Here is a 22835-nt window from a genome sequence, read left to right as displayed (position 1 = left end):
TCCCATATCGAATTACTTTCCAAAGGAAAATCATGGAAATCAACGCACTGAAAATTGCTTCAGATGCCACGCTACATTCTGGGCAGGACCTAGAAGAGCTGCGCGCGCAAGGCATTGCGCAGTTGCAAAAGTTAGCGCCGGATACCTGGAGCGACCACAACGTATTTGACCCAGGCATAACCTTGCTGGAAGTTTTAGCATATGTGCTATCGGACCTCAGCTATAAACTCAATTATCCAGTGGAAGATTTGCTCAATGCTGAGTACGACGAGCAGTCGACCTTGACACAATTTCTAACCTCAGAGCAGGTGATGTTTAGTCATTGTGTTACCTTGGCTGATTATCGACGCCTGCTATTAGACATACCGGAGATTAAAAACCTAACAATCGATGTGCGCAACGATGGGGAAAATGGAGCAACCGTACTCGATTTAGTTGTGCAGCCACATCAACATGCGCAGGCTTCACATCAGAGCTTACAACAAGAGATCCATAAAACTTTTGCCAAATCGCGTACAGTAACGCACCAACTCGGCAACATTGAATTTTATCAGGCCGCGCCTGTGCATGTAGGGATGCACTTAGTACTCAAAGATGCACAGGATCTGGTGCAAGTGTTGGCGGATATTCTTACAAAAATTGCATTGGAAATATCGCCAAATCTTCCGCGCTACAATGCACAGCAGTTGCTGGCACAGGGAATGAACATCGACGATATCTACGTCGGACCAGCACTAAAAAATGGTTTTATTCTAGATGCCGATTTAGACGACACACCAGTTAAAAAGCATCTGTATAGCTCTGATATTTTAGATGCACTGCGTGTACATCCAAACATAGAGCAAATAGAAGAGTTTCGCTTCATCGTTGAGCATGGTGCACAACCTGGATATGAATATTGGCAGATTGAAGTTCAAGATATAGACCCAAATTCAACAAACCTTGCACCGGAGCTGGGCTTTTTGTCAGAGCTGTTTTTTGACGGTATTACTTTGATGATTGAAGGTCAAAGCTACACATTAAGCAGTGATGAAATAGCGTCGATTAAAACAACCATTAGCGACAATATCATCAGTCAAAGTTTGGATTCTATCTCTCAAGAATCAAGTAGCTCACAGGCATTTTTACCTTTAAGTCATTATCATTCGTTGCAGCATGAACTGCCAAAGACTTACGCAGTGACAGAGCTATCCTTAAGCCGTGAAATAGACTCAGCACAAAAAGCGCAACTTCTGCAGTTCAAAGGCTATTTGCACCTATTTGACCAGCTACTAGCAGATCAGCATAAACAGATAGATGTTCTACCTCATATATTAGCTTTACCACAGTATATGCATTTTGAGCGACTTGGTCAGATCATGGACCTAATGCTCGCAAGTGAAGCGTTGTCGTCACCTTTGCTGGATGAATTTTGGCAGCGTGTTGCTTTGCTACCACATACCCAACTTAGCCAAGCTGTAAGTGGCATAAGTGGTATCAATCATTTGGTTAAGATGGTTATGGCAGAGTATCAAGAAAGTGGGTTGCAGCAGCAACTCGAGGCGGATTTTTCAATTTCGCAACTGACTCGTTTGAATGACAGTCTAGCGCATTTGCTTGCGCGTTTTGCAGTGAAATTACCCAATGCCAACTTACTAAAATACCGTGAAGTATTTGCTTTTTACGTCAATATACTAGGGGACTGTCATCAAGACCCAAGCCATCAAGAGGACTTGTTATCTCGGCTCGTTTTATTGCGCCAATACATAGACAAATGCCGTTTACTCAATGAGATGGGGATACTTGGCGAAAACCGGTGTCGCGGTTTTAACTATTTGTCTAAAACACCTAAAACAGCGCATCTGGCCAGCCTTGGTCGTTTAATAATGCGCAACCTTGGCTTTTCACATCACGGTCAAATGCCGATGGCAACACATAACCGTGAAAGCTTTTACTTGTTAGAAAGTGACTTACTTGGAAATACACGTCAAGGCATTTTGTATTGCATTTTGCCCAACTGGACAACGCGTATGCAAAGCGTTGAGTTTAGAGCCCTAGTAGAGAGCCAGATTACTAAGTTCAAACCCTTACATGTGAAAGTCCAGTGTATATGGCTAGATTCGGAGCAAATGAGCTTATTTGAGCGGTTGTATTTCGGATGGCTTAATTTCTATGGTCAGGCGCAGCGCGAAAGGTTTACAGGTGAATATGAGCATATTTCAAATGTTGCTCAAGATATCGGTGGCTTACTTGAGGAAATAGTGTCTACCGAGCCACAGAAGATCATCGAGAACATCATTGAATATGTGCTTGGCAAACCGCAAGGAATGGAAGTGCTCAACACGTACTGTGTGCAAATATTAACCGAGTACGCCTGCGAACCCAAACCAACGGATATTGAAATTAAAGGGCAAACTTATTTGCAGGTACTGAAAGCTGTAGAAACAGTAATTGATGATCACAGTGAATTATACCCTGATGGGTTCAATGAACATCACGTAATTTACTTAGCAGCGCAGCTTTGTATTGATCACATTTGCACGCCTAATGCATTTGCGCAGCCAAATGATACTAGGTTTACGGTCGGGTATTCACCCCTGCCATTTCTTAAACCAATTTTACCTGTGTCTTTTTCACAAATTAACTCAGATACCGCGGTGGTTTCGAAATTTATCGTGGCAACCAGCGAGCCGAATAGCATAAATCCTGAAGGAAACGAAGAATGAACAAATCCAGTGACCAAGAAGTGTTAGTCGAATGTGACCAACCATCTCTAGCCGAAAAGCGCAATCGCGCTGAATTATTTAAAGAGTTTGACGATCTCGCAACGCCGTCAGGGGATGATTTTAAATCGTTAATTCTCTCTGGCTTTAACCAATTAGATGATCCAATCGCTGTGGTTGAAAAAGATACGCTTAACGAAATTGAAGTAACTTCACCGCTAACGGTTAGCCCTGATGGTGAGAACGAACGGTTACGCGTAGACATGGAAGCGGTCAAAATTAATCATGATGTCGTGGTGTCGAATGAAGATAGCGAAGTTGATGTGCTATCCGCTGATGCACAAAGCGTTAATGTATACGACAAAGTTGTGGTTAACCCCAGCGCAGACGATGTTTTGCGTGTAACAGGAAATGTGAGAGCAACGCAAGCGCTTAAGTCTCAAACGGCGAATATTAGTCAGCATTTACAAGCCGGTGAATTATCTGTTGGCAAAGGAGCTGTGAACACCTTAGATGCAGGTTTGGATGATGAAGGCAACCCAACTATTACGGCACACGGCCAGGTAAAAGCGAAACAAGACGTTGCAGTTGGCGGACATATTCAAACCCAATCAATCACCGCATCGGGTACTGCAGAATTTCAAGGCAGCACGTCTGCGCACATGCTCACTGTTGAAGAGCGTACTGAACTCAATGGCGTGCTAGAAGCGCAAGAGGCGATTTTTGATGGGCATGTTGAAGTGCCAATGATGGGAGTTGGCCTTGAGCAGAACAGTACTTCGGCAAAGCTTCATATTGGCAAGCGCTCATCAGATACGACAGATTTGTTTCGAGTTGATGATTATAACAAGGATACGACACCATTTATCATTAACCCTGAAGGCAAGGTTGGTGTTGGAACTGATATGCCTCAGGCAAGTATGCACATTGCCCAAGATTTATTGGTCGGCCAAGGTGAAGCGCAAGCACATATTGCATTAAATAGTAATGGCGATGCTGAGTTTTCCGGTACAGTCACCACAGAAAACGCAATTGACGTAGGCACTGATATTTCTGTCAGCAATAACGCGTACATAAGCCAAATGCTTGCAGTTGGTAGTGAGTCACCAAGTGCGAAAGTAGATATTCAAGCCAACACAGGAGATTTGCTCCATGTAGGTGACAACAACTCGGCTTTTTTGAAGGTGACGAATACGCCGGGAGCAAAAGAGAAAAATGTCAACATCTTAACCGATGGATATGTGTCTGAAAATCTTACTGTCGATAAGCAGATAAATGCACAGACTGCGCAGATAGAAGAAGCTCTGAGCGCTGGTACAACAAGGGTAAGTGACATCAATGTACAAGCTGATGCACAGATCAGCGGACAAACTCATACTCAAAAATTACGAGTAGGTAATCCGCTAGGCACACCTACGAATGTTGGTGCGCTGATCAATACAACGCTTGACGTTCAAGATCATGCTGAATTCACGACAATTCATGCAAATAGCGACGTGACCATTGATACTAAGCTGACAGCTGCGGACGCGCTGGTGAAGCACAATCTAACTGTCGGGGAAGCGGCGACTAATGAAGCAGCTACGCTTACAGTGAAAAGCACAGCGTCTGAGCGCACGTCACTGCTGGTCGCGGATCAAGAAGGTAATTCGCTGTTAAATATCAATGATACTAAAACAGTGATGGGTAGTGCGCAGCAGCCATACACTTTACATGTTAAAGGCGACATTGTTACACCACTGCTTAAAGTCACTGATCGCGCGGATTTTAGTGAACAAGTGAAAATTGCCTCAGAGAGTGTGCAAAGCGATTGGACAACAAGTGCTAAATTGGGCGTGTTGGCACATAACGGCCAACCTCAAAGTGTTGATATAAGCTATTTCAATGGTCTAAATACCACCACTCTTATCAGCACACAGGCTGAACGTATAGGCCTATTCAAGCGCAGCCCTGAAGAAAGTCTGCATGTTGGTGAGTCGGCATTATTTGACAAGAATGTAACATCTCTCTCGGGTGTGCACGTTGTCAGTGATAACAGTGAAAGCGGCGGGTTTAGTGCGACGCTGACGCACACTCAGATTGGCACGAGTGACAAGTCTGCACACTTTAATGTTTACGGCGATTCATATCTATTCGGTGAATTCACGATCACAGAGAATGAACTTACGGCAGTTAATTTTGCCAATAGCCAGTTTGTATTAACTCAACTCTCAGAAAGCCCGGTTTTCAGAATAACCAACACCGCAGAAGATGCGGAAATATTGGCTGCTGCTGGCCAGTTGGCGATAAACCAAACCCTGCCAACTAATGGCGCAAACCTTGCGGTGACAGGTCAGGCAGATATCTCGGGTCAACTTAATATTTCAGACGCAGATTTGGCATTACACGTTGATGGCAAAACCAAATTACTGGGACATGCTGAGCTTAAAAATGGTGCGCATGTAAGTGTTACAAATAACTCTGGGGATATACCAAGAGCAGCCCTGCATGTGGCAGGAAAGACGCTGCTGGATGGCCAATTACACTTAACCCAAGAAGCACAGTTCGACTCCCAATTGACCGTAAATGGTGATGCTGAAATCAAGTCAAACCTGCAAGTTGGACGCAATACACAAATTAACGAAACTTTGAGTGTCTCTGGCGAACATTATGCTGGTGGCAGTGTTGAGATCGAAGGTACAGAAGGGCGAGATGCACTCACGGTCAACAATGACGCTACGTTTAGAGCTGACGCTAATGTGGGGGGCAACTTATCATTAGCCCCTTATCAGGCAACGGCAAGATTGCATATTTGTGAAACAGATCAACAGGCTATTCGAGTTGATGACCCCAGTGGCAAAGCACAGCTGGTCTTTAGTCATGGTAATTTAGGGCTAGGCGTTGAACGGCCTGATTATGTTCTTGATGTCGGTGAAGATGCTTGCTTTAGAAGAGACTTATCCGTGCAGGGTCGTGTAGAAGTTGATGACAGTTTGCATGTTAACGAATACGCAAGTTTCAGAAGTAATATCAATATTTACGGAACCTCAGAGCTTCAAGGTGAAACACGTATCGGATTGGCGATGCACACATCTGAAGAGGAAAAATTATCTACTCGACGTAGTGCCCAGGTAAGCATTGAGCAAAACCACTTTGAGCATGCATTTGCGGTATATCACAAAGGGGTTAACCCAATAGTATTCCAAAATGGCAAAGTGGGGATCCGCAATGACCAACCAGACGCGGAGCTAGATATTGTCGGCGATGTGAAAGTTGAAGGTGACATTGAATTAAATGGCGTGTTACGCGGTACAGGGCAGTTAGAGTGCTTAGATGGCGCGAAAATTTTAGGCGATGTTGAGCTTCGTTCTGACTTAACGGTTTATGACGATGCGTTGTTTAAAGATACGGTGACCATTGAAGGTTTAACCACAATTGAACGTAAGTTGAACTTATTAGCTGATGCCAATTTTGCTAAGAGCCTAATGCTTGGAGAAGAGTTAACTGTAAATGGAAATGCTTTCTTTAAAGAAGCCGTACACTTTGACAAAGATACCACTATTCGCGGTAGCTTGGTTGTTGAGGGGCTAGACGCCGCGAACCAAGTTGTATTCAAGCCTCATGTCGATATCCATAGTCATTTAGCGGTTAAAGGTGAGACAAACTTTAGCAGTGATACTCACGTCAAGGGCGACTCGTACGTCAGTGGTTCAATTCACGCAGCAAAACTGGCCACCCAGCATGGCATTCAAGTCGGTGAGTCACTCAATGAGAGTGCCATGGTGGCTGTCAATACCAGTGAGGGTGAAGCAGCTTTAAATGTCGCTGTGCGCGGAACTTCAGAATTCATCGTTGACGGAAGTGCTAATGTAGGTATTGGCTGTAAAATGCCGGAGCATAAACTTGATGTAAAAGGTGATGCACGCGTATCGGACAATTTAACCGTTGAAGGAGACTTAGTCCTCGCGAATACACTGAACTTAGAGCAAGGTGCAGAAATTATCGGTGATTGCTCAGTTCAAGGTCAGATTTCGCCGCAGCAATTTCAACTCCCAGAAGGCCCTCATATCGAGGCTGTTTCACCGGATTGCGAGCTTGGTGGGGACATGGCGTCTGACAATGTGCTTGCAACACAAGCCGCTGTAAAAGCCTACGTCGATGAACATGCATGGCGTTTTGGCCGCGGTAAAAAAGTCGTTGCGATACATAATCAGGAAGAATTTGATGATGTCTTCTCTCGAGATTGTTTGAGCAACATGACGATTTTATTGTTCCCTCACAATGGTCATCGCCAGGTTTCAAGAGCGTATAAACTCAAAAAAGCTGTGGAAGTTGGTTCAAACCTAACGATTGTTGGCTTCAACGAGCGGGAAACGCGCATTGTTAAAGCGCATTCAGGTTGTCGCTTCTTAATTCGCGGAGACCGCGATGCAACGGTTAAACATGTAAGTATGCATGGTTTCACGTTTGATGGTGCTATTCATGAAGTTTCTAAAGAGCTTAGCGCTTATGAAGGCAATGGCGGCGCATTCAATCTACGTTACGCCGATCAAATCGAATTAAACTGTGTAATTGAAAACCACGCAGTGAGTGGTGATGGTGGTGCTATTTATGGTGAAGACGTTACCAACATCGAAGCCAAAAACATCCGTAATTGTAGAGCTGGGCGACAAGGTGGTGCTGCATACGGCTTGAGGTATGCCATGATCCATGCACAGTACTGCTCAGCTGAACGGGGTGGGGCAGTTGCTCATTGTGATGATAGCGAAGTGACCGCTTTAAACAACACTGCACAGCTACATGGCGGCGGCGCTTACAAGTGTCAAAACCTGATTTGTAAAGGTTTTTGGCGTCGCAATAATGCGCAACAAGGTGATGGAAACCATATATTCAGCATGGGTTGCTATCACCTTGAGGAGCAAGAGGAGCATCACGGTGACTTCTTATGGCATGCTCTATTCTTAGATAAGCCATTGAACCACTCGCGTTTCTTCTGGCGTAATGACCACGTTTAATCATGAACTTGTCGATTGAACATATCGGGGCTGAGCTTGAGGCCCCATCTCACTTAGTGGACTCAGGGCAGCATAGCATTGCTGACCTTGAGTCGCTATTTAAGAACTGGTTGCATAAGGAGATCAACTGCTTACAAATTGAAATCCCAAACGTCAAGACATCTGTTGACTCACTGACTCTCAATGACATTGAGCTAGAGCTACCTGATATTGATTTACAAGCGTTAAAAGATAATCCAAGTGGATATTTCGCCCAGGTATTTAGCCCTGTTTTTTATGCAGCATTGGAACAGCAGTTATACAGAAAAATAAATGCGTTGGGAGTCGACGATTATGCGTTTGCGACGCCAGTTATCGATCATGTGTTGCAAAAGAAGCGAGGGCATTTGAGCTCACGCTCATGGCAGGAACTAAAAAGTGCGTGTTTATATAGTTTGCACAACCAACCAAAGATATTTTTAAAACTGCTCAATTCGCCAGAGTGGCCAAGTTTGCGAAGGCAACTGATATTACTTTTGTGTCAAAAGACATCGGATTTTAAAGCATTGCTCGCGGTCATATCAGCTGGGGTTATCAGTCAGAAAAGCGCTGATTTCATTAGTAAACTCTCGGTGCAGACGCGGATTGATTTATGGGCAGACATTGAATCGCTGTACACGGCTTATGTGTTCGATGCCGAAATACCTAAACAGCGAATGAGGTTGCTGGCAAAAGCATATCAGTTTTATTCTGAGCAGAGCGCTTTTGATAAACGCACTCGTACAGTTGTGCTCAAAGCATTATTGAAGCGCGGAGCAGCTTTGAATGCGCTTACAACATGGTTCGCCATCAAAGAAAAGTCTCAGTTAACGTCTGCCGACTGTAACACTCTGATATGTTTGGCACGTAAAGCCGGTGATAAATCTATGCCCGAACTTACCACTAGTGTCGTAGCGCAACCGAATCAGCAAAGTGTACTCGCAGAGCTGTTGAGTGTGAGTGATGATGTAGCAGATTTAGGTGGAGAGGCTCAGCATCAGCCATTAAGATCAACTGAGTATTTAGTCGCTCAAGTCAGATCTCAGATAGGCGGTGGGTGTAGAAAGACGATCCGCGCTCTTGATGCCTTATTAAAGCTGCTCCACAAGCAGCTTGCACACGCGGATTTACCTGCCATGAATCAGCTAAGTTGGCTCCAGTACTTAGCACAGCATGATATAGACCAATACTTACCTTCACCCATTCTAAAATCTTTGCAGCGCTTTTTGAACGAAGTATTACCTGAGCAGAAAGAGCAGTATTTACAATTACGAGTGATGGATCGCGCTTTGACACTGATCGGTCGTGAAAAACGTATACAAAACCAATTGGCTAAAACGCAGTATACGCTGCGTTATGCAAAACGAATTTTTGCCTTGTTGTGCCAAATTAAAAATATACCGCAACAATTTATTGAAAGCCTGAACACCATTTTAGTGAATCAACTAGATTCCAAGCAAGGGGTTGATTTGCAAAGAGGTATACCAGTATACCTCGAATCTTTATTGGCAATTGAAGCCTGGTTGGTTCGGGCTCGAACAGTCGCTGAACCGCTGCAAAATAGAGAGCTAGTCATTGAGCAGCCCATAGTGGGACGGCAGATGCACGAAGGTGCCTTGACGGTATCAAATAAAACAGCAGCAGACAGTGGCACGGCGCAAGAAAAGTCTCAGCTTGCAAGGGCTGCGAATTTAGCACTGAGTAATGTGAGTACAGCTGAGCCGTCAGCTCGAATTGTATTTCACTGTGGGCAGTCTTTGTATGTGGAAAGTATTCAACAGGCACAACAGAGACTCACACTGAGCGTACTTACATCGCAATTGAATATTCAGGCCAAGAACGAACTGATACAAAAAATTGCTGGTTTAGGCAGTACCGAGCTTGACCAATTTATACAAGAACATACAGAACGCTTTTTGGCAGAACAGGCACTGCCCATTAGCTATCAAAGCGATATGCATGGTGATGAGGCCGCTTCAAAAAAACAAAGTCATCCCCTCATTTTGAACCTCGTTCAAATTTGCGCGTCGCTAGTTAAAGAGCTCGATGGGATTTTAATATTGATCAATTCGGCGCAATCGCAGTGGACTCGGTCGACTCGTCAGGCTGATGATGGGTTTATAGCTAACCACTCTGAATGTGTGTTAAAAAATGAAAGCCAAATTAATGCCGGTGTGGACCCCACGTCAGAAAATGTTACGCAGCGTGTAGCAGTTGACGAATCACCTTCGCCTCATGCACAGCTTGATTTTGCGCGCGAGTTGCTATTGGTCTCACAGTTAAAGCGTTATTGCATGGCGTTTCATCAAGCCATCAATGTAAATAGAACTTTGTTTCAATTGCATAGTACGCATGATGTAACAGTGCAAATGATGGGGTATATCCAAAGCTGGCAAAACATGTTTACTACATTAGAACAATCGCAACGTGTCACCGCTTTACACCGTGCGCTCTCATTGAGCTTAACGGCGTTAAATACACTTAGGCAAAGAGTTTATGCGTTGAACCCGTATATACGAAGTCAAGCTCAAAAGCACCAAATGTGGTGGTTAACGCTGTTAGATATTGCGCACACGCCAGAAGAATTCTCCGCAGAATTAGCAAAAGAAAATCAACAGGTTGCTGAGCCTGAGACAAACGAAATAGCCTTAACTTCGCATGACAAAGCGCAACTCCTTGATACTGATAGTAGTTCCTCTATTGAGGTACCGTTATTTGATATTGGCGAATTGCAATCGGCTAAATCCTTGACAGAGGCAACAAAGCTGCTCAACACATACAAAACACACAACGGAACTGTCGCAACCAAAGTCAACTCGCTCCGCCCCAGTATAGCGACGAAGACACATGATATAGCAAAAGAACAAGGCTTTGTCTCGGGTGTTGCTGATGTGGCGCTGGGCCAAAATGAGTCACTAAACTCGTCGCTTGATGACCGTTTTGTAAAAACTGAAGGTGCAAGAGGGTCAATGCAACAGGACGCGTTAGGTGCCCTTAAAGCGGGCGCAGTAGATAAGCATGTGAACCGTGTCATTGCGCAAGTGTCGGAGCAGGCCAATAAACATCAAAATATCATGTTGCGTTTGGGTATTGAATCACTCAAGACCCATAGCGAACAGGTGGCTTCAGAATTAAAACATCAATACCAACAACCTTCAGAGCAATTGATCAGTGATGACGCTGGAGTGGTATTACTGTGGCCATTTTTTGAAATATTGTTCACAAAGATGTCGCTCTTGGATAAGTCTCAATCAGAGCAAGTCACTTTTAAAGATACGGCAGCCCAGCACAAAGCATATTCACTGCTTTGTTCATTGGCATCGCTAGAGCCAAATAGCACCGAAACTTATGTGATCAATGCTTTACTTGGCCTGCCTATTGAGTACGAATTTGAAGAAGTCGACTCGCTCAATGAAGAAGAGCTAGATGAGTTACACACTTTGGTGTCTGCAGCCGTTGCTCGCTGGGATGCGTTGAAAGGCATGCCTGTTGAATCGTTCAAGGCTATGTTTTTGCAACGTAGCGGAGAAGTGAAGCTCACAGCTAATGGCGTCAGTGTTGTGGTTGAAAGTAAACCGCAAGACGTTCTGCTAATGAAGTTACCGTGGGGGTTAGGCATTGTGCAACTACCTTGGTTAGGCAACGACTTGGTCAATATTGAGTGGCAATATGGATTCTAAAGTATTTAGCAAAACCTACCTTATTTAAACCGAATAAAACTTAAAACAAGGGCGTAATAGTAGACCTATTTATGCGCCTTAAAACCCAAGACCAATTATCAAATGGGATAGCCAATAATAAAGCTAACCGAAATTTAAAATGGAGAAGTGTATGCCTGTAAATAATCGTTCAAATCTACGCGCTTTAATTGAAGAACATCAAGTGCGTCAACAGCAGTATCAAGTTGCAGAAAACAAAGTGCAGTCCTACTTGGAGTACAACCGTCATTGTTTGCTCCAACATTTGAATAACTTATTTACAAAGAGGGTATTGCCACATTTAGAGCTAGCTAAGGCATTGCTAATGGAGCAAGGCTATCAAGCAGAAATTGAAGTTGAGAAGCAAACACTGCATGAAGAAAACTCTGCAATAGAGGTGATCACACAGGTATCGTTGCTTTTTTCCGGCAATCCGGACGACCAGGATGTCAGCCTTACACAAAATAGGTTATTGATTTTTACTAGGCCAAATCACGCATTTATTTATGCAAAATACATTACGGATCTGGTAACAAGCCAAACACAGCCACTGTTTTTCGCAGATGAATTTTACTATCAAAATATGCCGAATGTAGATGTTCAATTTCCGCATTTTCCGTTTCCACCAAATTTTGATGATCACAGTGAATTTAAGTCTATGCTCTCGGATTTCTTAAGTATGGTGTTTTTACAAATTAGAGGAAAATTGAGTTAACGAAAAATTGAGTGCAAACCTTGGTTTTTTGTCACAAAGGGATTTCCTCTGCGTCAGTGATTAAAGCAACTAAGGAGAGACATTGTGGCAAATTATCAAGAAGCGTTTGCATATGCTTTTTCGCACCCTAGTAAATACTTGCAGGGTGATTACTCAATATGGCGTTGTTTGACGTTGAAGCCGCTTTTGTTAGCTGAAGGGTTTTCAGACGATGAACAATACACCTTATTTGAAAAGATATATGCACCTGAGCTTTGGCGTGAGTGCAAAGGCGATCAAATTACAGATCAAAAAGTGGCAGGTTTATTATTATTGATCAATGCCAAAGGTTATTTAGCAACCATGCTAAAAGAGATGCAAAGCTATTTCAACATCACACCTAGTAGTCAAATGTGTGAGCGAACCCTATATCATATAAATTTATTGCCCAAAAGTGCATTGCTAGATTGGCTTGACACAGGTTTGCAGTATTTTTCTCTTGTTCAAAAAAAGAGACATGAATCGTACTTTCTCTGTGAGAGTGGTTGAAAACTAAATTTATTACCCGATATAGGAAAATAAGATAATATATGATTTCAAAAACGTAGCTACTTGATGGTGGGTACTAAAACGAACATTAGGGAAAGCACAATGACAATACAACTCCCCAATTTTGGTCAGTTCACTTTTGAACAAGAAGGGCAAGAAGGTGGCCCTTATCATAGCCGTACACTGCATGTTCCTTCTCAAAGTTCAGGCCTCACAATAGGGCGCGGTTTTGATTTAAAACACCGTAGTGCCGAACAGATAGTCGAACAGTTATTGCAAGCAGGTGTTGCGTATGACGATGCGAATAAGCTTGCTAAAGCATCAGGCTTACATGGCTCTGAAGCAAAACAATTCATAACAGAGCACGGCCTTCAAGGATTTGAGGTGAGCCCAAAAGAGCAAGTTAATTTGTTCGAACAAACGTATGAAGTGATGGCCAAAGATGTCAAACGCATTTGTGACAAAGCGGACTGTGTAGAAGTCTATGGCCCGGTCGACTGGGAAAATTTACATCACAAAATTAAAGATATCTTAATTGATTTAAGGTATCGAGGTGACTACACACCAGCAACACGCAAACGGATCCAACGTTATGTTGTTCTAAACGACCTGCAAGCTTTCAGCAAGGAGATGTCTGATAAAGAACTGTGGCACAAAGTACCAATAGAGCGCTTTAAACAGCGTTTGGCCTATTTAACGACTTAAAAAGCTGCTTATGCAGCTTTTTTTGTGAAGCTTTCATATTTTTGAAAAACAGAAAATAACCTAAACTGGTTTAACTCACGAATTAGAATATGGCTAAGGGGTTGATTTAGGCATGCAAAAAGTGACTATTTCTATTGTGATTTTCGCGTGTGGCCTAATGGCGATGTTCACCTTACAGCATTATGCTGAGCTTAATAAGCCCACACTTGAAGATTTTTCTGTTGTATCTCAAGCAGCCAGTGTGGATGTGAGTGAGAAGCTATGCAAAAGTGGTAAGTGTTCAGACTATCTTAATTTTACCGTAAAAAGTGTCTCATTTACTGTGAGTGAGTATTTTCCATATTACAATCAGATTAAAAGTAACTTACCCAATGGGCGAGTTCGAATATGGTATGACTCTAAGAATCGCAATAAGATTCTAAAAATCACTCAAGGCAACAAGGTCATTGCACCATTTGAAAAGCTAGTACACATTAAAGGGGATGCTAATAATGTTTCTGCACTGATACCGTTTGGTTTAGTTATTGTTTTTTTAATCGCATGGTGGAGAGATGAGCGGAAATAGCAATTAGGTTGACATGTTATCAATAAGCATACTTAGAATTTTGTAAATACGACGAATTTAGAAATGCAGCTATGCTTACTAAATAGCATATTAATCATGAATAGTGCCGAAGCATTTTATTTTTTCAGTTTATTGCTAGAAGGGTGTGAATACCCGTCAATTTCAGGAGTGGAGAGTAAGTAAGAATGAAATGTAATAATACCGGTACTTCTGCGGATCCGCTCTGCCCAAAAAAAGCCGAGGATTGAACCTAGCAGTGCACATCCAGTAGTTATGTGTATAGCTGTGCTTTGGTCAAAAAACTGTATTGATATCAACCCCAAAATCCCCATGAAAAATACGGGCGATAAGACGATTTGCAGATATAACAGGGAAACAACAACAGAGCCCAAAAAGATGAGGTGCCACTCAAGTACTTTAGTGATCATATTTATAAATATATTCCGAGATTTTATGTATTTAGTGCAAGCAGTAACAAGAGAGAGTATTTTAAATCATTTCTAAGAGGTTTTATACTGGTTAATAATTTGCACTGCAATAAGTATTTTTCTATTGGCGTTAACCCCAAAAGAATGACCCAAATAGGTGTTTAGTGTGTCATTGATTTTTTATAAGAGTTTTGGGAGTGCAGCTTGGCTTGCTGTTTGACACATCTGATTTGTTTGAACAGTGAAAAAACAAGTGAAGCAGGTACTAGTTAAGGGGTATGTACCCCAGGGCAATAAACTCAGTGCCACAATACAATTTGTAGCACTGCGGTCGTGCACGCATAGGGTGCCTTTCATCAATTAGCGAAATGTATAATATTGATAAATATACACGCCGCCTGGAGCCCAACCACCAGGGCCTGCGATAGTCCAGCTTGGAGGACAGTTTTGCCAAGGTCTTACTGTTTTTGTTTCCCAAAGAGGCGCTGTTGAATCGTTGTGAGCAGCAGTCAGCTTATAGTGGCATACCTTATAGGTTGCACTTGAATTGATGTTTTCTGACGCGTTGGCTGATTGGCCAAAAGTAACAGCCCCTACCATTAGAGCTGATAGCATTAAGGTTTTCTTATTCATCACATTTCCTTGATTACGTTCATTTAGTCGATGAAGATACTTAAATTCAATATGTCTTTAGCTTTGAATTAGACCCCATTACTTAAACATAATCTGAATGAAAAGTGAACGAGTGGAACTTGTTATATTTTCATGCTGTGTATTAACGAAACAAGTATAACTGAACGTGATATTGAGCCTGCGGATCACTTACAGTCTGCGGGCGTCAGATTTGTTTGGGTCTGAGCTTCTGTTGAGATAAAAGGATGTTGTATCGGGTTTGTTACACAATCGAGCATGTTGCTTCAATATTGACGAGGTTGTATGGACTGCGTGTTTGCAAAGTAATCTACTTTAACTTGACTTGTGCATGTATACGTCGCCATGGCAGTGTCTTGAAAATGATATTCGGCGGACACATAACAGTAATTTAAACAGTCAAAATGGCGTAAATTAGACTGTAATTTGCACAGCGCTTAAAAAACACAAAATAAATCTACTTTATGAGTAGATAAGCGCTGTAAGTTCCCAAATTATTTTGTAATAATGCGTCAGTTAACAAGCTACAAATTCAGAGGAAAGACCTCCTATGGCGGATACAGAGAATCGCCCAACTAACTTCATCAGAAATATCATTGACGGAGATCTGGCAAGTGGCAAACACGCATCTACACATACGCGTTTCCCGCCAGAGCCAAATGGTTTTTTACACATAGGTCATGCAAAGTCTATCTGCCTAAACTTTGGCATTGCACAAGACTACAAAGGCCTTTGTAATTTACGTTTCGACGATACTAATCCAGAAAAAGAAGACATCGATTACGTAAACTCAATTCAGAACGACGTTAAGTGGTTAGGTTTTGACTGGGATGGTGAGATTTGCTACTCATCAAACTACTTTGACAAGTTATATGGCTACGCAGTAGAGCTGATCGAAAAAGGCTTAGCGTATGTGTGTTTCTTGTCAGCAGAGCAAGCGCGTGAATATCGTGGCACACTTACTGAACCTGGTAAAAATAGCCCGCACAGAGATACTTCTGTTGAAGAGAACTTAGCCCTTTTTGAAAAAATGAAAAATGGCGAGTTCAAAGAAGGCGAGTGTGTGCTGCGTGCAAAGATCGATATGGCAAGCTCATTCATGGTGCTTCGAGATCCGATTATTTACCGCATACGTTTTGTTCACCACCATCAAACGGGTGACAAATGGTGCATTTACCCAATGTATGACTTCACGCACTGCATTTCGGATGCGCTAGAAGGTATCACGCATTCACTATGTACCCTTGAATTCCAAGACAACCGTCGCCTTTACGACTGGGTATTGGAAAACATTAGTATTGAATGTCAGCCACAACAGATTGAGTTTTCACGTTTAAATCTTGAATACACGGTTATGTCAAAGCGTAAGCTCAATGATCTTGTGGAAAACGGCCAAGTCGAAGGGTGGGATGACCCTCGCATGCCAACTATTGCTGGTCTGCGTCGCCGTGGTTATACACCTGCTTCTATTCGTGAGTTCTGTAAACGTATTGGTATTACAAAACAAGATAATATGGTTGAAATGGGTATGCTTGAAGCGTGTATCCGTGATGACTTAAATGAGAATGCGCCACGTGCGATGGCAGTTTTAGATCCTGTGAAGATTGTGATCGAAAACTATGATGCGGATAAAGTAGAAATGTTATCTGCGCCAAACCACCCAACTTTAGAGATGGGTGAGCGTGAGTTACCATTTACGCGTGAAATTTTCATTGAGCGTGAAGACTTCCGTATTGAAGCGAATAAAAAGTTCAAACGTTTAGTGTTAGGCAAAGAAGTACGTTTACGTAATGCCTATGTGATTAAAGCTGAGCGCATTGAAGAAGATGATTCAGGCAATATCACAACGATCTACTGTACCTATGATTCTGAGACACTAGGTAAAAACCCAGCAGATGGCCGCAAGGTTAAGGGTGTAATTCACTGGGTGTCGGCTTCTCATTGTATTGAAGCAGAAGTGCGTCAATATGATCGTTTATTTAGCGTGCCAAACCCAGCGGCTGCAGATGATTTCACTGCAACATTAAACCCAGATTCACTGGTTATCATTGCAAACGCGAAGCTTGAGCCTTCACTTGCCAATGCAAATCCAGAGCAGGGTTTCCAGTTTGAGCGTTTAGGTTATTATAGCCGTGATAACAAGTCTGAAAGCTTAACATTCAATCAAACAGTGGGTCTTCGTGATTCATGGGCTAAGATTGAAAAAGCATAAAGCTTGGTCAAACTAATCATTATTTTTTGTAAAAAAGGTCGACATTTGTCGGCCTTTTTTTCAATATATTCATCAAATTAGTTTTAATAAGTTGCGCCGTGAGCAAACAGTCAATTCACAACTTCTACATCAATGAACAGCAATCGATTTATTTGCTATCGCACCACGATGCGAAAAAACATCGTCAATGGCTAAACATTTGTAAAAAACAATTGTCGCTACTCGGATATCAAGATGTCGAGTTGATAGGCTCTGGCGCGTTTGGCTTTGTATTTGCTGGTGTTGAGGAAAGCGGTGCACAGTGGGTGTTTAAATTTTCGAGGATCACATTAGCGCAGAGTGTACGAGATCGACTCGAAGACGAAGCTTACATGTTATCTCAAATAAATAATCCTATGGTGCCTGAGTTTTTTGCTTTTGAGCGAGTCAAAAAGCAAGGGATATTAATGATGGCCCGCGCAAAAGGTGAGGATCTTGAGCAAATATCCTTAAAACAAGGGCGCTTAAAGCCTCGAGATCTCGTTAACTTAGCGCTAAAGCTTCGCAACGTCTTGCTTGATCTGCGTGAGCGAAAAAATGGTATGTCATTACAACCAGTTGTGCACGGTGATATCAAGCCATCAAATATTGTCTGGGACCAACAATCAGATGCGTTTTCTTTGGTCGACTGGGGAAGCTCTGTTTATGCGCAAATAGATGTTCATGGGGAGCCTGTCGCCAGTAATATTATGGATTTAATGTCTTCGGACATTGCCAGCACGAATGCTCGCATGGGAGATGTATACTTTATTGGCGACGAGCAAATGTCCGGGGCGCGCTCTTCACCTCGCTTTGATGAGCAGGGAGTTGCTTCGACAATTTATGCGCTGGCGAGTGCCCAATCTTGCCGTTTTGGCGCACAAGTAATTCCTGCTGCGAGCTTGGGTTTGCCAATAGAGTTCGCTCGTGTCATTGATGGTATGCTAAGCAAGGATAAAGTCACCAGAGACGCAGCAGGAGATTACTTTATTCGTAATATGCCTGCTATGGCAAAGGTATATCTCCCTGATATTTCTTTACCTCAAGCAAAGCCCTATATTCCATTTTGGACTGTACAACAAACTGATTTGCCAGACACTGTTGTATATAGCTCTCGGAAACAGTTTTTACGCCGAGCTGATCATAATCAGCAGTTACTTGATGTAAATGATGCTCAGCTCGACAGATACTATAAAGAGTTCTTGTTTGATACTGGCGATACCGAAAAGGCGTTTTTGGCGTCTATAAGCCGATTGGCAAAATATCCGGTAGTAGGCGGGCTGAGTTTTCACTGGCAACAAGAATCTCTATTTGTTGAGTCTAGCCTTATGTTGCATGACGAGGGTTTGCAGGATGCATTTACCGACGCCGTCAATGCTACAGTGATGTTAGCGCAAGGAATAAAACAAAAGGGGCTGTTTAAATGCTGCTTGTTTGATGCGCGACAAACCATTCAGTTAGAACGGGATGAAACGGGAGCATATATCTTTGAGCAGTTGCCTGAACTAAATTATAGCGTAAGCCACGTTGCTGCCTCAGAGGTAACGAGGCCTCATTCCTATTTTGAGGATGGAAAAGACCCTGATGAGCAACTTCAGTTACCTAAAAAAATAATTCAGTGTGTTTTTGAGCTGAACAAAATTCACCATACCGGATGTATTATTTTTGAATCACTCAGTGATCGTTTAAAAATACACTACTATTATCGGTTGCTGGACGCGGAGCAAGAAATCGCGTTTTCTGCACTGTTGAGAGAAATCATCCAATATACGGTCAGCATTCAAGACTATGGTGTAGCGGGGTTTATGAAGCTTCCTTATAAAAACACCCGTGAATTTGAACTGTGTACAACCCAACAAGTGCAATATTATCCAAAAAACCCCAAATGTTAAGAACGTAATGAACAACTGAAAGTTTGTACATGTTGTCTAGTAACAAATGGACTAGTATATGACGAATTGTCAATTGAAATTCCGTGATGCATATAGCACTCTGTTTCTTAGGAGGGCGCTATGGATAAACAAAAGAGACAGGAGATCTTAACCTTAAGTTGGGGGATCCATGATGACGTAGAGCAAGCTATTGCTCGACATTCAGCGGTAGAAGGGGATGACAATTGGGCTGATAAACAACGCTTGCTTATCGCCGATATGTCTTTGCATCTATTGCAGACAGCACTTAAGCCGGAGCCAATCAGTCATGAAAAGCTTAAAAATAACTTGAACGCTATTTTAACCTTGTCTGATGACTTTGTCAGTGAAGTAGATCTAAAGCGAGTGGCAGATGCGTTATATGGACTAGAAAAAATTTAAGCTAAGCGAATTCAATAAACGTTGAGCAGTAAACATGTGACCTTTTAGTGAATGGCATAAAGCCTAAAGTAAGTATTCTTAAAGCAAAAAAAAGCCAGCAATGTGCTGGCTTAATCAAAATTATACAGTGTATATTGTCATCAAGAGTCGTCAGATTCTGAAAACTTTTTACAAGCTTCTGCATCTTCACACTCACCGTAAAGGTATAGTGAGTGGTTAGTTAGCTTGATACCATTGCTTTTTGCAATTTCAAGCTGACGAGTTTCGATCACATCATCTTCAAATTCGATAACCTTTCCACACTTCAAACAAACTAAGTGGTCATGGTGTGTGCTACCTGATAATTCAAAAACTGACTTGCCGCCTTCAAAGTGGTGGCGTGTCACAATACCAGCATCATCAAATTGGTTTAATACACGGTATACTGTTGCTAAACCAATTTCTTCGCCTTTATCTAGCAAAATTTTATAAACATCTTCTGCACTGATATGTTGGTTTTCAGGAGATTGCAAGATCTCGAGAATTTTTATACGTGGTAAGGTGACTTTTAAGCCCGCCTTTTTAAGCTCTAAGTTGTGATCAGTCATTTAATCTGTCTCAATCTATTATCTTTTACTTCAATTCTTAAGAATAAGCACGACCATTTTCTTAAGAATAACGTGCACGGGCAACAAGTCAAAGCTTGTTTGACTAATTTGAAGAATTAATCTTCTAACTCGCTTAAACACATTTCATCATGCACTTGCGCGCACCAATCTTTAATACGCTTTTCAGTGAGCTCTGGTTGACGGTCTTCATCAATACCTAAACCAACAAAGTGGTTGTCATCAACAAGGGCCTTAGAAGCTTCGAATTCGTAGCCTTCAGTTGACCAGTGGCCAACCACGATAGCACCACGTTCTGTCACGATGTCATTAACCATACCCATCGCATCTAAGAAGTACTCAGCGTAATCTTCTTGGTCACCACAACCGAAAATTGCAACTAGCTTACCTTCGAAATCAATTTCTTCTAACTCAGGGAAGAAATCATCCCAATCACACTGTGCTTCACCGTAGTACCAAGTAGGGATACCAAATAAAATTAGGTCAAACTCTTCGATGTCTGCTTTGCTGCTTTTAGCAATATCTTTTACATCAATTAATTTTTTACCAAGTTCTTTTTGGATCAGTTTAGCAACGTGTTCGGTGTTACCCGTATCACTGCCGAAAAAAATACCTACGCTTGCCATTAATTACTTACCTTTATCTATTAATCGCTAATTTCTCTTGCAAGATGGTTTCTATGAGTGCGCTACGACTGATATTTTGTTCTTCAGCCATATCACTCAGCGCTTGGTAAAGTTCTGAAGAAACTTTGAACTCTACGCGCTTTAACCCTCTTGCTCTATCTCTTTTAATTTGATTACGCTTATTGATCTTGAGCTGCATTTCCCTGGGTAAGGGATTTGTTTTTGGCCGACCTGGGCGTTTTTCATTCTCAAATAAGTCGATAGTTGTTCTATCTAATTCAGACTTGGCCATTAACCAACACCCGCACCTTGCCAAAACACTTGGATAACTCCTTTGGCTATGAAACCTGAACAACCTAAAAACAACACCAGCCAAACGATGTATCGACCAAATTTAGGCACGTCACCTTTCTTTAAAACGTCCTGAATGGCCATTCCAATAAGAAAGAATATACATGCGAGAGCAAAGTAAAAACCAAGAGTTTCAAACTCATTTATGTATTGACTGATCATCTTTGCACTACTAAAACCTTAAACGGCGGCTACTATAGCATATCTAACGACAATAAATTAAGTTTCGCCGTATAAAAAAATCCGACAATTATTGAATAAAATCAATAATAGAACGATTGACAGCCTCGGGCTTTTCAGCATGCAGCCAATGACCAGCTCCTTGGATGATTTTTGCTCGTGCTTTTGCAAAAGCACTGACAATTGCATCTTTATGTTCTGGCAAAATATAGTCGGAGTTGTTTCCTTTGATAAACAGCGTATCACACAAACAGGTACGAGGTGTATCTATGTTCTCGATAATATGGGAATAATTTTCTTCTATTATCGGTAAGTTAAATCGCCATTCAAGCGTACCTTGCTCGTTTTTGGTTAAGCTTTTCAACAAAAATTGTCTTACACCAAGCTCTTCAATATACTCAGACATCACTTTGTCTGCTGCGCTTCGACTCGTCGGCGTTTGCTGACTGACTTGGTTAAGAGCATGAATGATAGTGTCATGTCTTGAGTGGTATTTTACCGGCGCAATATCCAAAACGACCAGCTTTTCTACTTTTTGCTCGTCAAGCATAGCCACTTGCATCGCTACTTTGCCACCCATTGAGTGACCTACAAGAGTCACCTTATCCAACCCAAAGTGGTGTATCAGAGAGAGTATGTCCTCAGCCATAACTTGATAATTCATGTCATCACTTTTGAACGACCGACCGTGATTACGCAGATCTACGTTAATGACATTGAAACTTGACTCCAATGCTCTAGCAATCACGTTTAGGTTTTCAAGAGAGCCAAATAAGCCATGGATCAAGATCACAGTTTTGGCGTTATTTTGGTCTAATCCACTTTGTTTAAAATTAAGTAACATACTACCTCCAAGTTTGCGCGGCTATTTTGCCAGTCTTAATTCAAAAATCAAAGCCGTAGAGGAAGAAGAAAAATTTAGATATAATCCCCCCAGATGCGGTAGATGTATAAAATGACAGGACAAGCATGAAAACAATAGAAATAGATGACGAGCTATATCAATACATTGCAAGCAATACGCAGAGTATTGGTGAGAGCGCCTCACAGATCCTGCGTCGTTTATTAGAATTAGAGCCAACTCAAGGCAATTCGGGAACCATTCAAACCGAAGTAAAAGAAGCAGAACCTGTTCAAATTGAGAACAAGGTAGAAGAGAAAATAGAACCAGTACGAGAGTCTGCAAACGTATTTAACATTCTAAATAAAGAAGAACTCGCTATGCAAAAAGGTGTAGTAGGGCGCTTTTTATTTATTTTGGCTGCATTTCATCGTACTCATAAGGCCCAGTTTAATAAGGTTCTTGAAATCAAAGGGCGAGACAGAATTTACTTCGCAACAAGTAAAGAAGCGTTGCTTGAAAGCGGGAGCAGTATGAATCCAAAAAATATCACTGAAAGTGAATATTGGGTCATGACCAATTCAAACACCACGCGTAAGAAAATGATGCTGCACGAGGTTGCGCTAATTTTAGGCTACACTCAGCAGCAAGCAGAAACCGTTCGAGACTACCTATAAGGAAATGTG

The 22835-nt window shown here is 42.1% G+C and carries 17 protein-coding genes; 11 read left to right on the top strand and 6 right to left on the bottom strand.

Annotated features, from left to right (window positions below):
- Nucleotides 1-32 precede the first annotated feature (32 nt).
- The 7 genes from MHN81_RS20590 (at nucleotide 33) to MHN81_RS20560 (ending at nucleotide 13925) form a co-directional block, all read left to right on the top strand.
- Nucleotides 33-2705, top strand: coding sequence for a hypothetical protein (locus tag MHN81_RS20590; RefSeq protein ID WP_239426569.1), 2673 nt, complete (start codon nucleotides 33-35; stop codon nucleotides 2703-2705).
- The gene (locus tag MHN81_RS20585) at nucleotides 2702-7696 is read left to right on the top strand and encodes a hypothetical protein (protein WP_239426568.1); all 4995 of its coding nucleotides are present in this window, start codon (nucleotides 2702-2704) and stop codon (nucleotides 7694-7696) included. Before MHN81_RS20590 ends, MHN81_RS20585 begins: the two co-directional genes overlap by 4 nt.
- A 2-nt stretch (nucleotides 7697-7698) precedes the next feature.
- Complete coding sequence (locus tag MHN81_RS20580) at nucleotides 7699-11394, top strand: contractile injection system tape measure protein (RefSeq protein ID WP_239426567.1); 3696 nt, start codon at nucleotides 7699-7701, stop codon at nucleotides 11392-11394.
- Between the two features lie 151 nt (nucleotides 11395-11545).
- Nucleotides 11546-12127 (top strand): hypothetical protein, encoded by a 582-nt coding sequence (locus MHN81_RS20575; RefSeq protein ID WP_023399374.1) that lies wholly within the window; start codon nucleotides 11546-11548, stop codon nucleotides 12125-12127.
- Between the two features lie 84 nt (nucleotides 12128-12211).
- Nucleotides 12212-12655 (top strand): hypothetical protein, encoded by a 444-nt coding sequence (locus MHN81_RS20570; protein ID WP_023399375.1) that lies wholly within the window; start codon nucleotides 12212-12214, stop codon nucleotides 12653-12655.
- Between the two features lie 102 nt (nucleotides 12656-12757).
- On the top strand, nucleotides 12758-13360 hold the full coding sequence (locus MHN81_RS20565; protein ID WP_023399376.1) for a hypothetical protein: 603 nt from the start codon (nucleotides 12758-12760) through the stop codon (nucleotides 13358-13360).
- Between the two features lie 112 nt (nucleotides 13361-13472).
- Nucleotides 13473-13925, top strand: coding sequence for a hypothetical protein (locus MHN81_RS20560; RefSeq protein WP_239426566.1), 453 nt, complete (start codon nucleotides 13473-13475; stop codon nucleotides 13923-13925).
- A gap of 788 nt (nucleotides 13926-14713) precedes the next feature.
- Here MHN81_RS20560 and MHN81_RS20555 read toward each other — a convergent pair.
- Entirely contained in the window at nucleotides 14714-14986 is a 273-nt protein-coding gene (locus MHN81_RS20555; RefSeq protein WP_023399379.1) for a hypothetical protein, read from the bottom strand.
- A 568-nt stretch (nucleotides 14987-15554) separates the two neighbouring features.
- Between MHN81_RS20555 and glnS the strand changes: the two genes are divergently transcribed.
- From glnS to MHN81_RS20540, 3 genes are all read left to right on the top strand, one after another.
- Nucleotides 15555-17216 (top strand): glutamine--tRNA ligase, encoded by a 1662-nt coding sequence (glnS, locus tag MHN81_RS20550; RefSeq protein ID WP_023399380.1) that lies wholly within the window; start codon nucleotides 15555-15557, stop codon nucleotides 17214-17216.
- Between the two features lie 98 nt (nucleotides 17217-17314).
- On the top strand, nucleotides 17315-19126 hold the full coding sequence (locus MHN81_RS20545; RefSeq protein ID WP_239426565.1) for a serine/threonine protein kinase: 1812 nt from the start codon (nucleotides 17315-17317) through the stop codon (nucleotides 19124-19126).
- 120 nt (nucleotides 19127-19246) lie between these two features.
- A complete protein-coding gene (locus MHN81_RS20540) occupies nucleotides 19247-19546 on the top strand; it encodes a hypothetical protein (RefSeq protein ID WP_023399382.1) in 300 nt (99 codons plus the stop codon).
- A gap of 140 nt (nucleotides 19547-19686) precedes the next feature.
- Here the strand turns inward: MHN81_RS20540 and fur are convergent, their stop codons facing one another.
- The 5 genes from fur to MHN81_RS20515 form a co-directional block, all read right to left on the bottom strand.
- Nucleotides 19687-20133: a ferric iron uptake transcriptional regulator gene (fur, locus tag MHN81_RS20535; RefSeq protein WP_023399383.1), complete on the bottom strand. Its 447-nt coding sequence runs from the start codon at nucleotides 20131-20133 to the stop codon at nucleotides 19687-19689.
- A 116-nt stretch (nucleotides 20134-20249) separates the two neighbouring features.
- Nucleotides 20250-20777, bottom strand: a complete 528-nt coding sequence (gene fldA / locus MHN81_RS20530) for a flavodoxin FldA (protein WP_023399384.1) — start codon at nucleotides 20775-20777, stop codon at nucleotides 20250-20252.
- Between the two features lie 13 nt (nucleotides 20778-20790).
- Entirely contained in the window at nucleotides 20791-21069 is a 279-nt protein-coding gene (gene ybfE, locus MHN81_RS20525; protein WP_023399385.1) for a LexA regulated protein, read from the bottom strand.
- The gene (locus tag MHN81_RS20520; protein ID WP_023399386.1) at nucleotides 21069-21290 is read right to left on the bottom strand and encodes a DUF2788 domain-containing protein; all 222 of its coding nucleotides are present in this window, start codon (nucleotides 21288-21290) and stop codon (nucleotides 21069-21071) included. The genes ybfE and MHN81_RS20520 overlap by 1 nt, the downstream gene beginning before the upstream one ends.
- 88 nt (nucleotides 21291-21378) lie before the next feature.
- Nucleotides 21379-22152, bottom strand: a complete 774-nt coding sequence (locus MHN81_RS20515) for an alpha/beta fold hydrolase (RefSeq protein WP_239426564.1) — start codon at nucleotides 22150-22152, stop codon at nucleotides 21379-21381.
- 125 nt (nucleotides 22153-22277) lie between these two features.
- Here MHN81_RS20515 and seqA point away from each other — a divergent pair, with 125 nt between their 5' ends.
- Nucleotides 22278-22826 (top strand): replication initiation negative regulator SeqA, encoded by a 549-nt coding sequence (seqA, locus tag MHN81_RS20510; RefSeq protein ID WP_239426563.1) that lies wholly within the window; start codon nucleotides 22278-22280, stop codon nucleotides 22824-22826.
- Nucleotides 22827-22835: the final 9 nt, after the last annotated feature.

The sequence above is a fragment of the Pseudoalteromonas sp. Of7M-16 genome, assembly GCF_022347805.1.
Taxonomy (GTDB): Bacteria; Pseudomonadota; Gammaproteobacteria; order Enterobacterales; family Alteromonadaceae; genus Pseudoalteromonas; species Pseudoalteromonas luteoviolacea_F.
This window is presented reverse-complemented; position numbering and strand designations above follow the sequence as displayed.

Coding starts and splice junctions, on each gene's coding strand:
- MHN81_RS20590 (WP_239426569.1), top strand. CDS start 33: ATGGAAATCAACGCACTGAAAATTGCTTCAGATGCCACGCTACATTCT.
- MHN81_RS20585 (WP_239426568.1), top strand. CDS start 2,702: ATGAACAAATCCAGTGACCAAGAAGTGTTAGTCGAATGTGACCAACCA.
- MHN81_RS20580 (WP_239426567.1), top strand. CDS start 7,699: ATGAACTTGTCGATTGAACATATCGGGGCTGAGCTTGAGGCCCCATCT.
- MHN81_RS20575 (WP_023399374.1), top strand. CDS start 11,546: ATGCCTGTAAATAATCGTTCAAATCTACGCGCTTTAATTGAAGAACAT.
- MHN81_RS20565 (WP_023399376.1), top strand. CDS start 12,758: ATGACAATACAACTCCCCAATTTTGGTCAGTTCACTTTTGAACAAGAA.
- MHN81_RS20560 (WP_239426566.1), top strand. CDS start 13,473: ATGCAAAAAGTGACTATTTCTATTGTGATTTTCGCGTGTGGCCTAATG.
- MHN81_RS20555 (WP_023399379.1), bottom strand. CDS start 14,986: ATGAATAAGAAAACCTTAATGCTATCAGCTCTAATGGTAGGGGCTGTT.
- glnS (WP_023399380.1), top strand. CDS start 15,555: ATGGCGGATACAGAGAATCGCCCAACTAACTTCATCAGAAATATCATT.
- MHN81_RS20540 (WP_023399382.1), top strand. CDS start 19,247: ATGGATAAACAAAAGAGACAGGAGATCTTAACCTTAAGTTGGGGGATC.
- fur (WP_023399383.1), bottom strand. CDS start 20,133: ATGACTGATCACAACTTAGAGCTTAAAAAGGCGGGCTTAAAAGTCACC.
- fldA (WP_023399384.1), bottom strand. CDS start 20,777: ATGGCAAGCGTAGGTATTTTTTTCGGCAGTGATACGGGTAACACCGAA.
- ybfE (WP_023399385.1), bottom strand. CDS start 21,069: ATGGCCAAGTCTGAATTAGATAGAACAACTATCGACTTATTTGAGAAT.
- MHN81_RS20520 (WP_023399386.1), bottom strand. CDS start 21,290: ATGATCAGTCAATACATAAATGAGTTTGAAACTCTTGGTTTTTACTTT.
- MHN81_RS20515 (WP_239426564.1), bottom strand. CDS start 22,152: ATGTTACTTAATTTTAAACAAAGTGGATTAGACCAAAATAACGCCAAA.
- seqA (WP_239426563.1), top strand. CDS start 22,278: ATGAAAACAATAGAAATAGATGACGAGCTATATCAATACATTGCAAGC.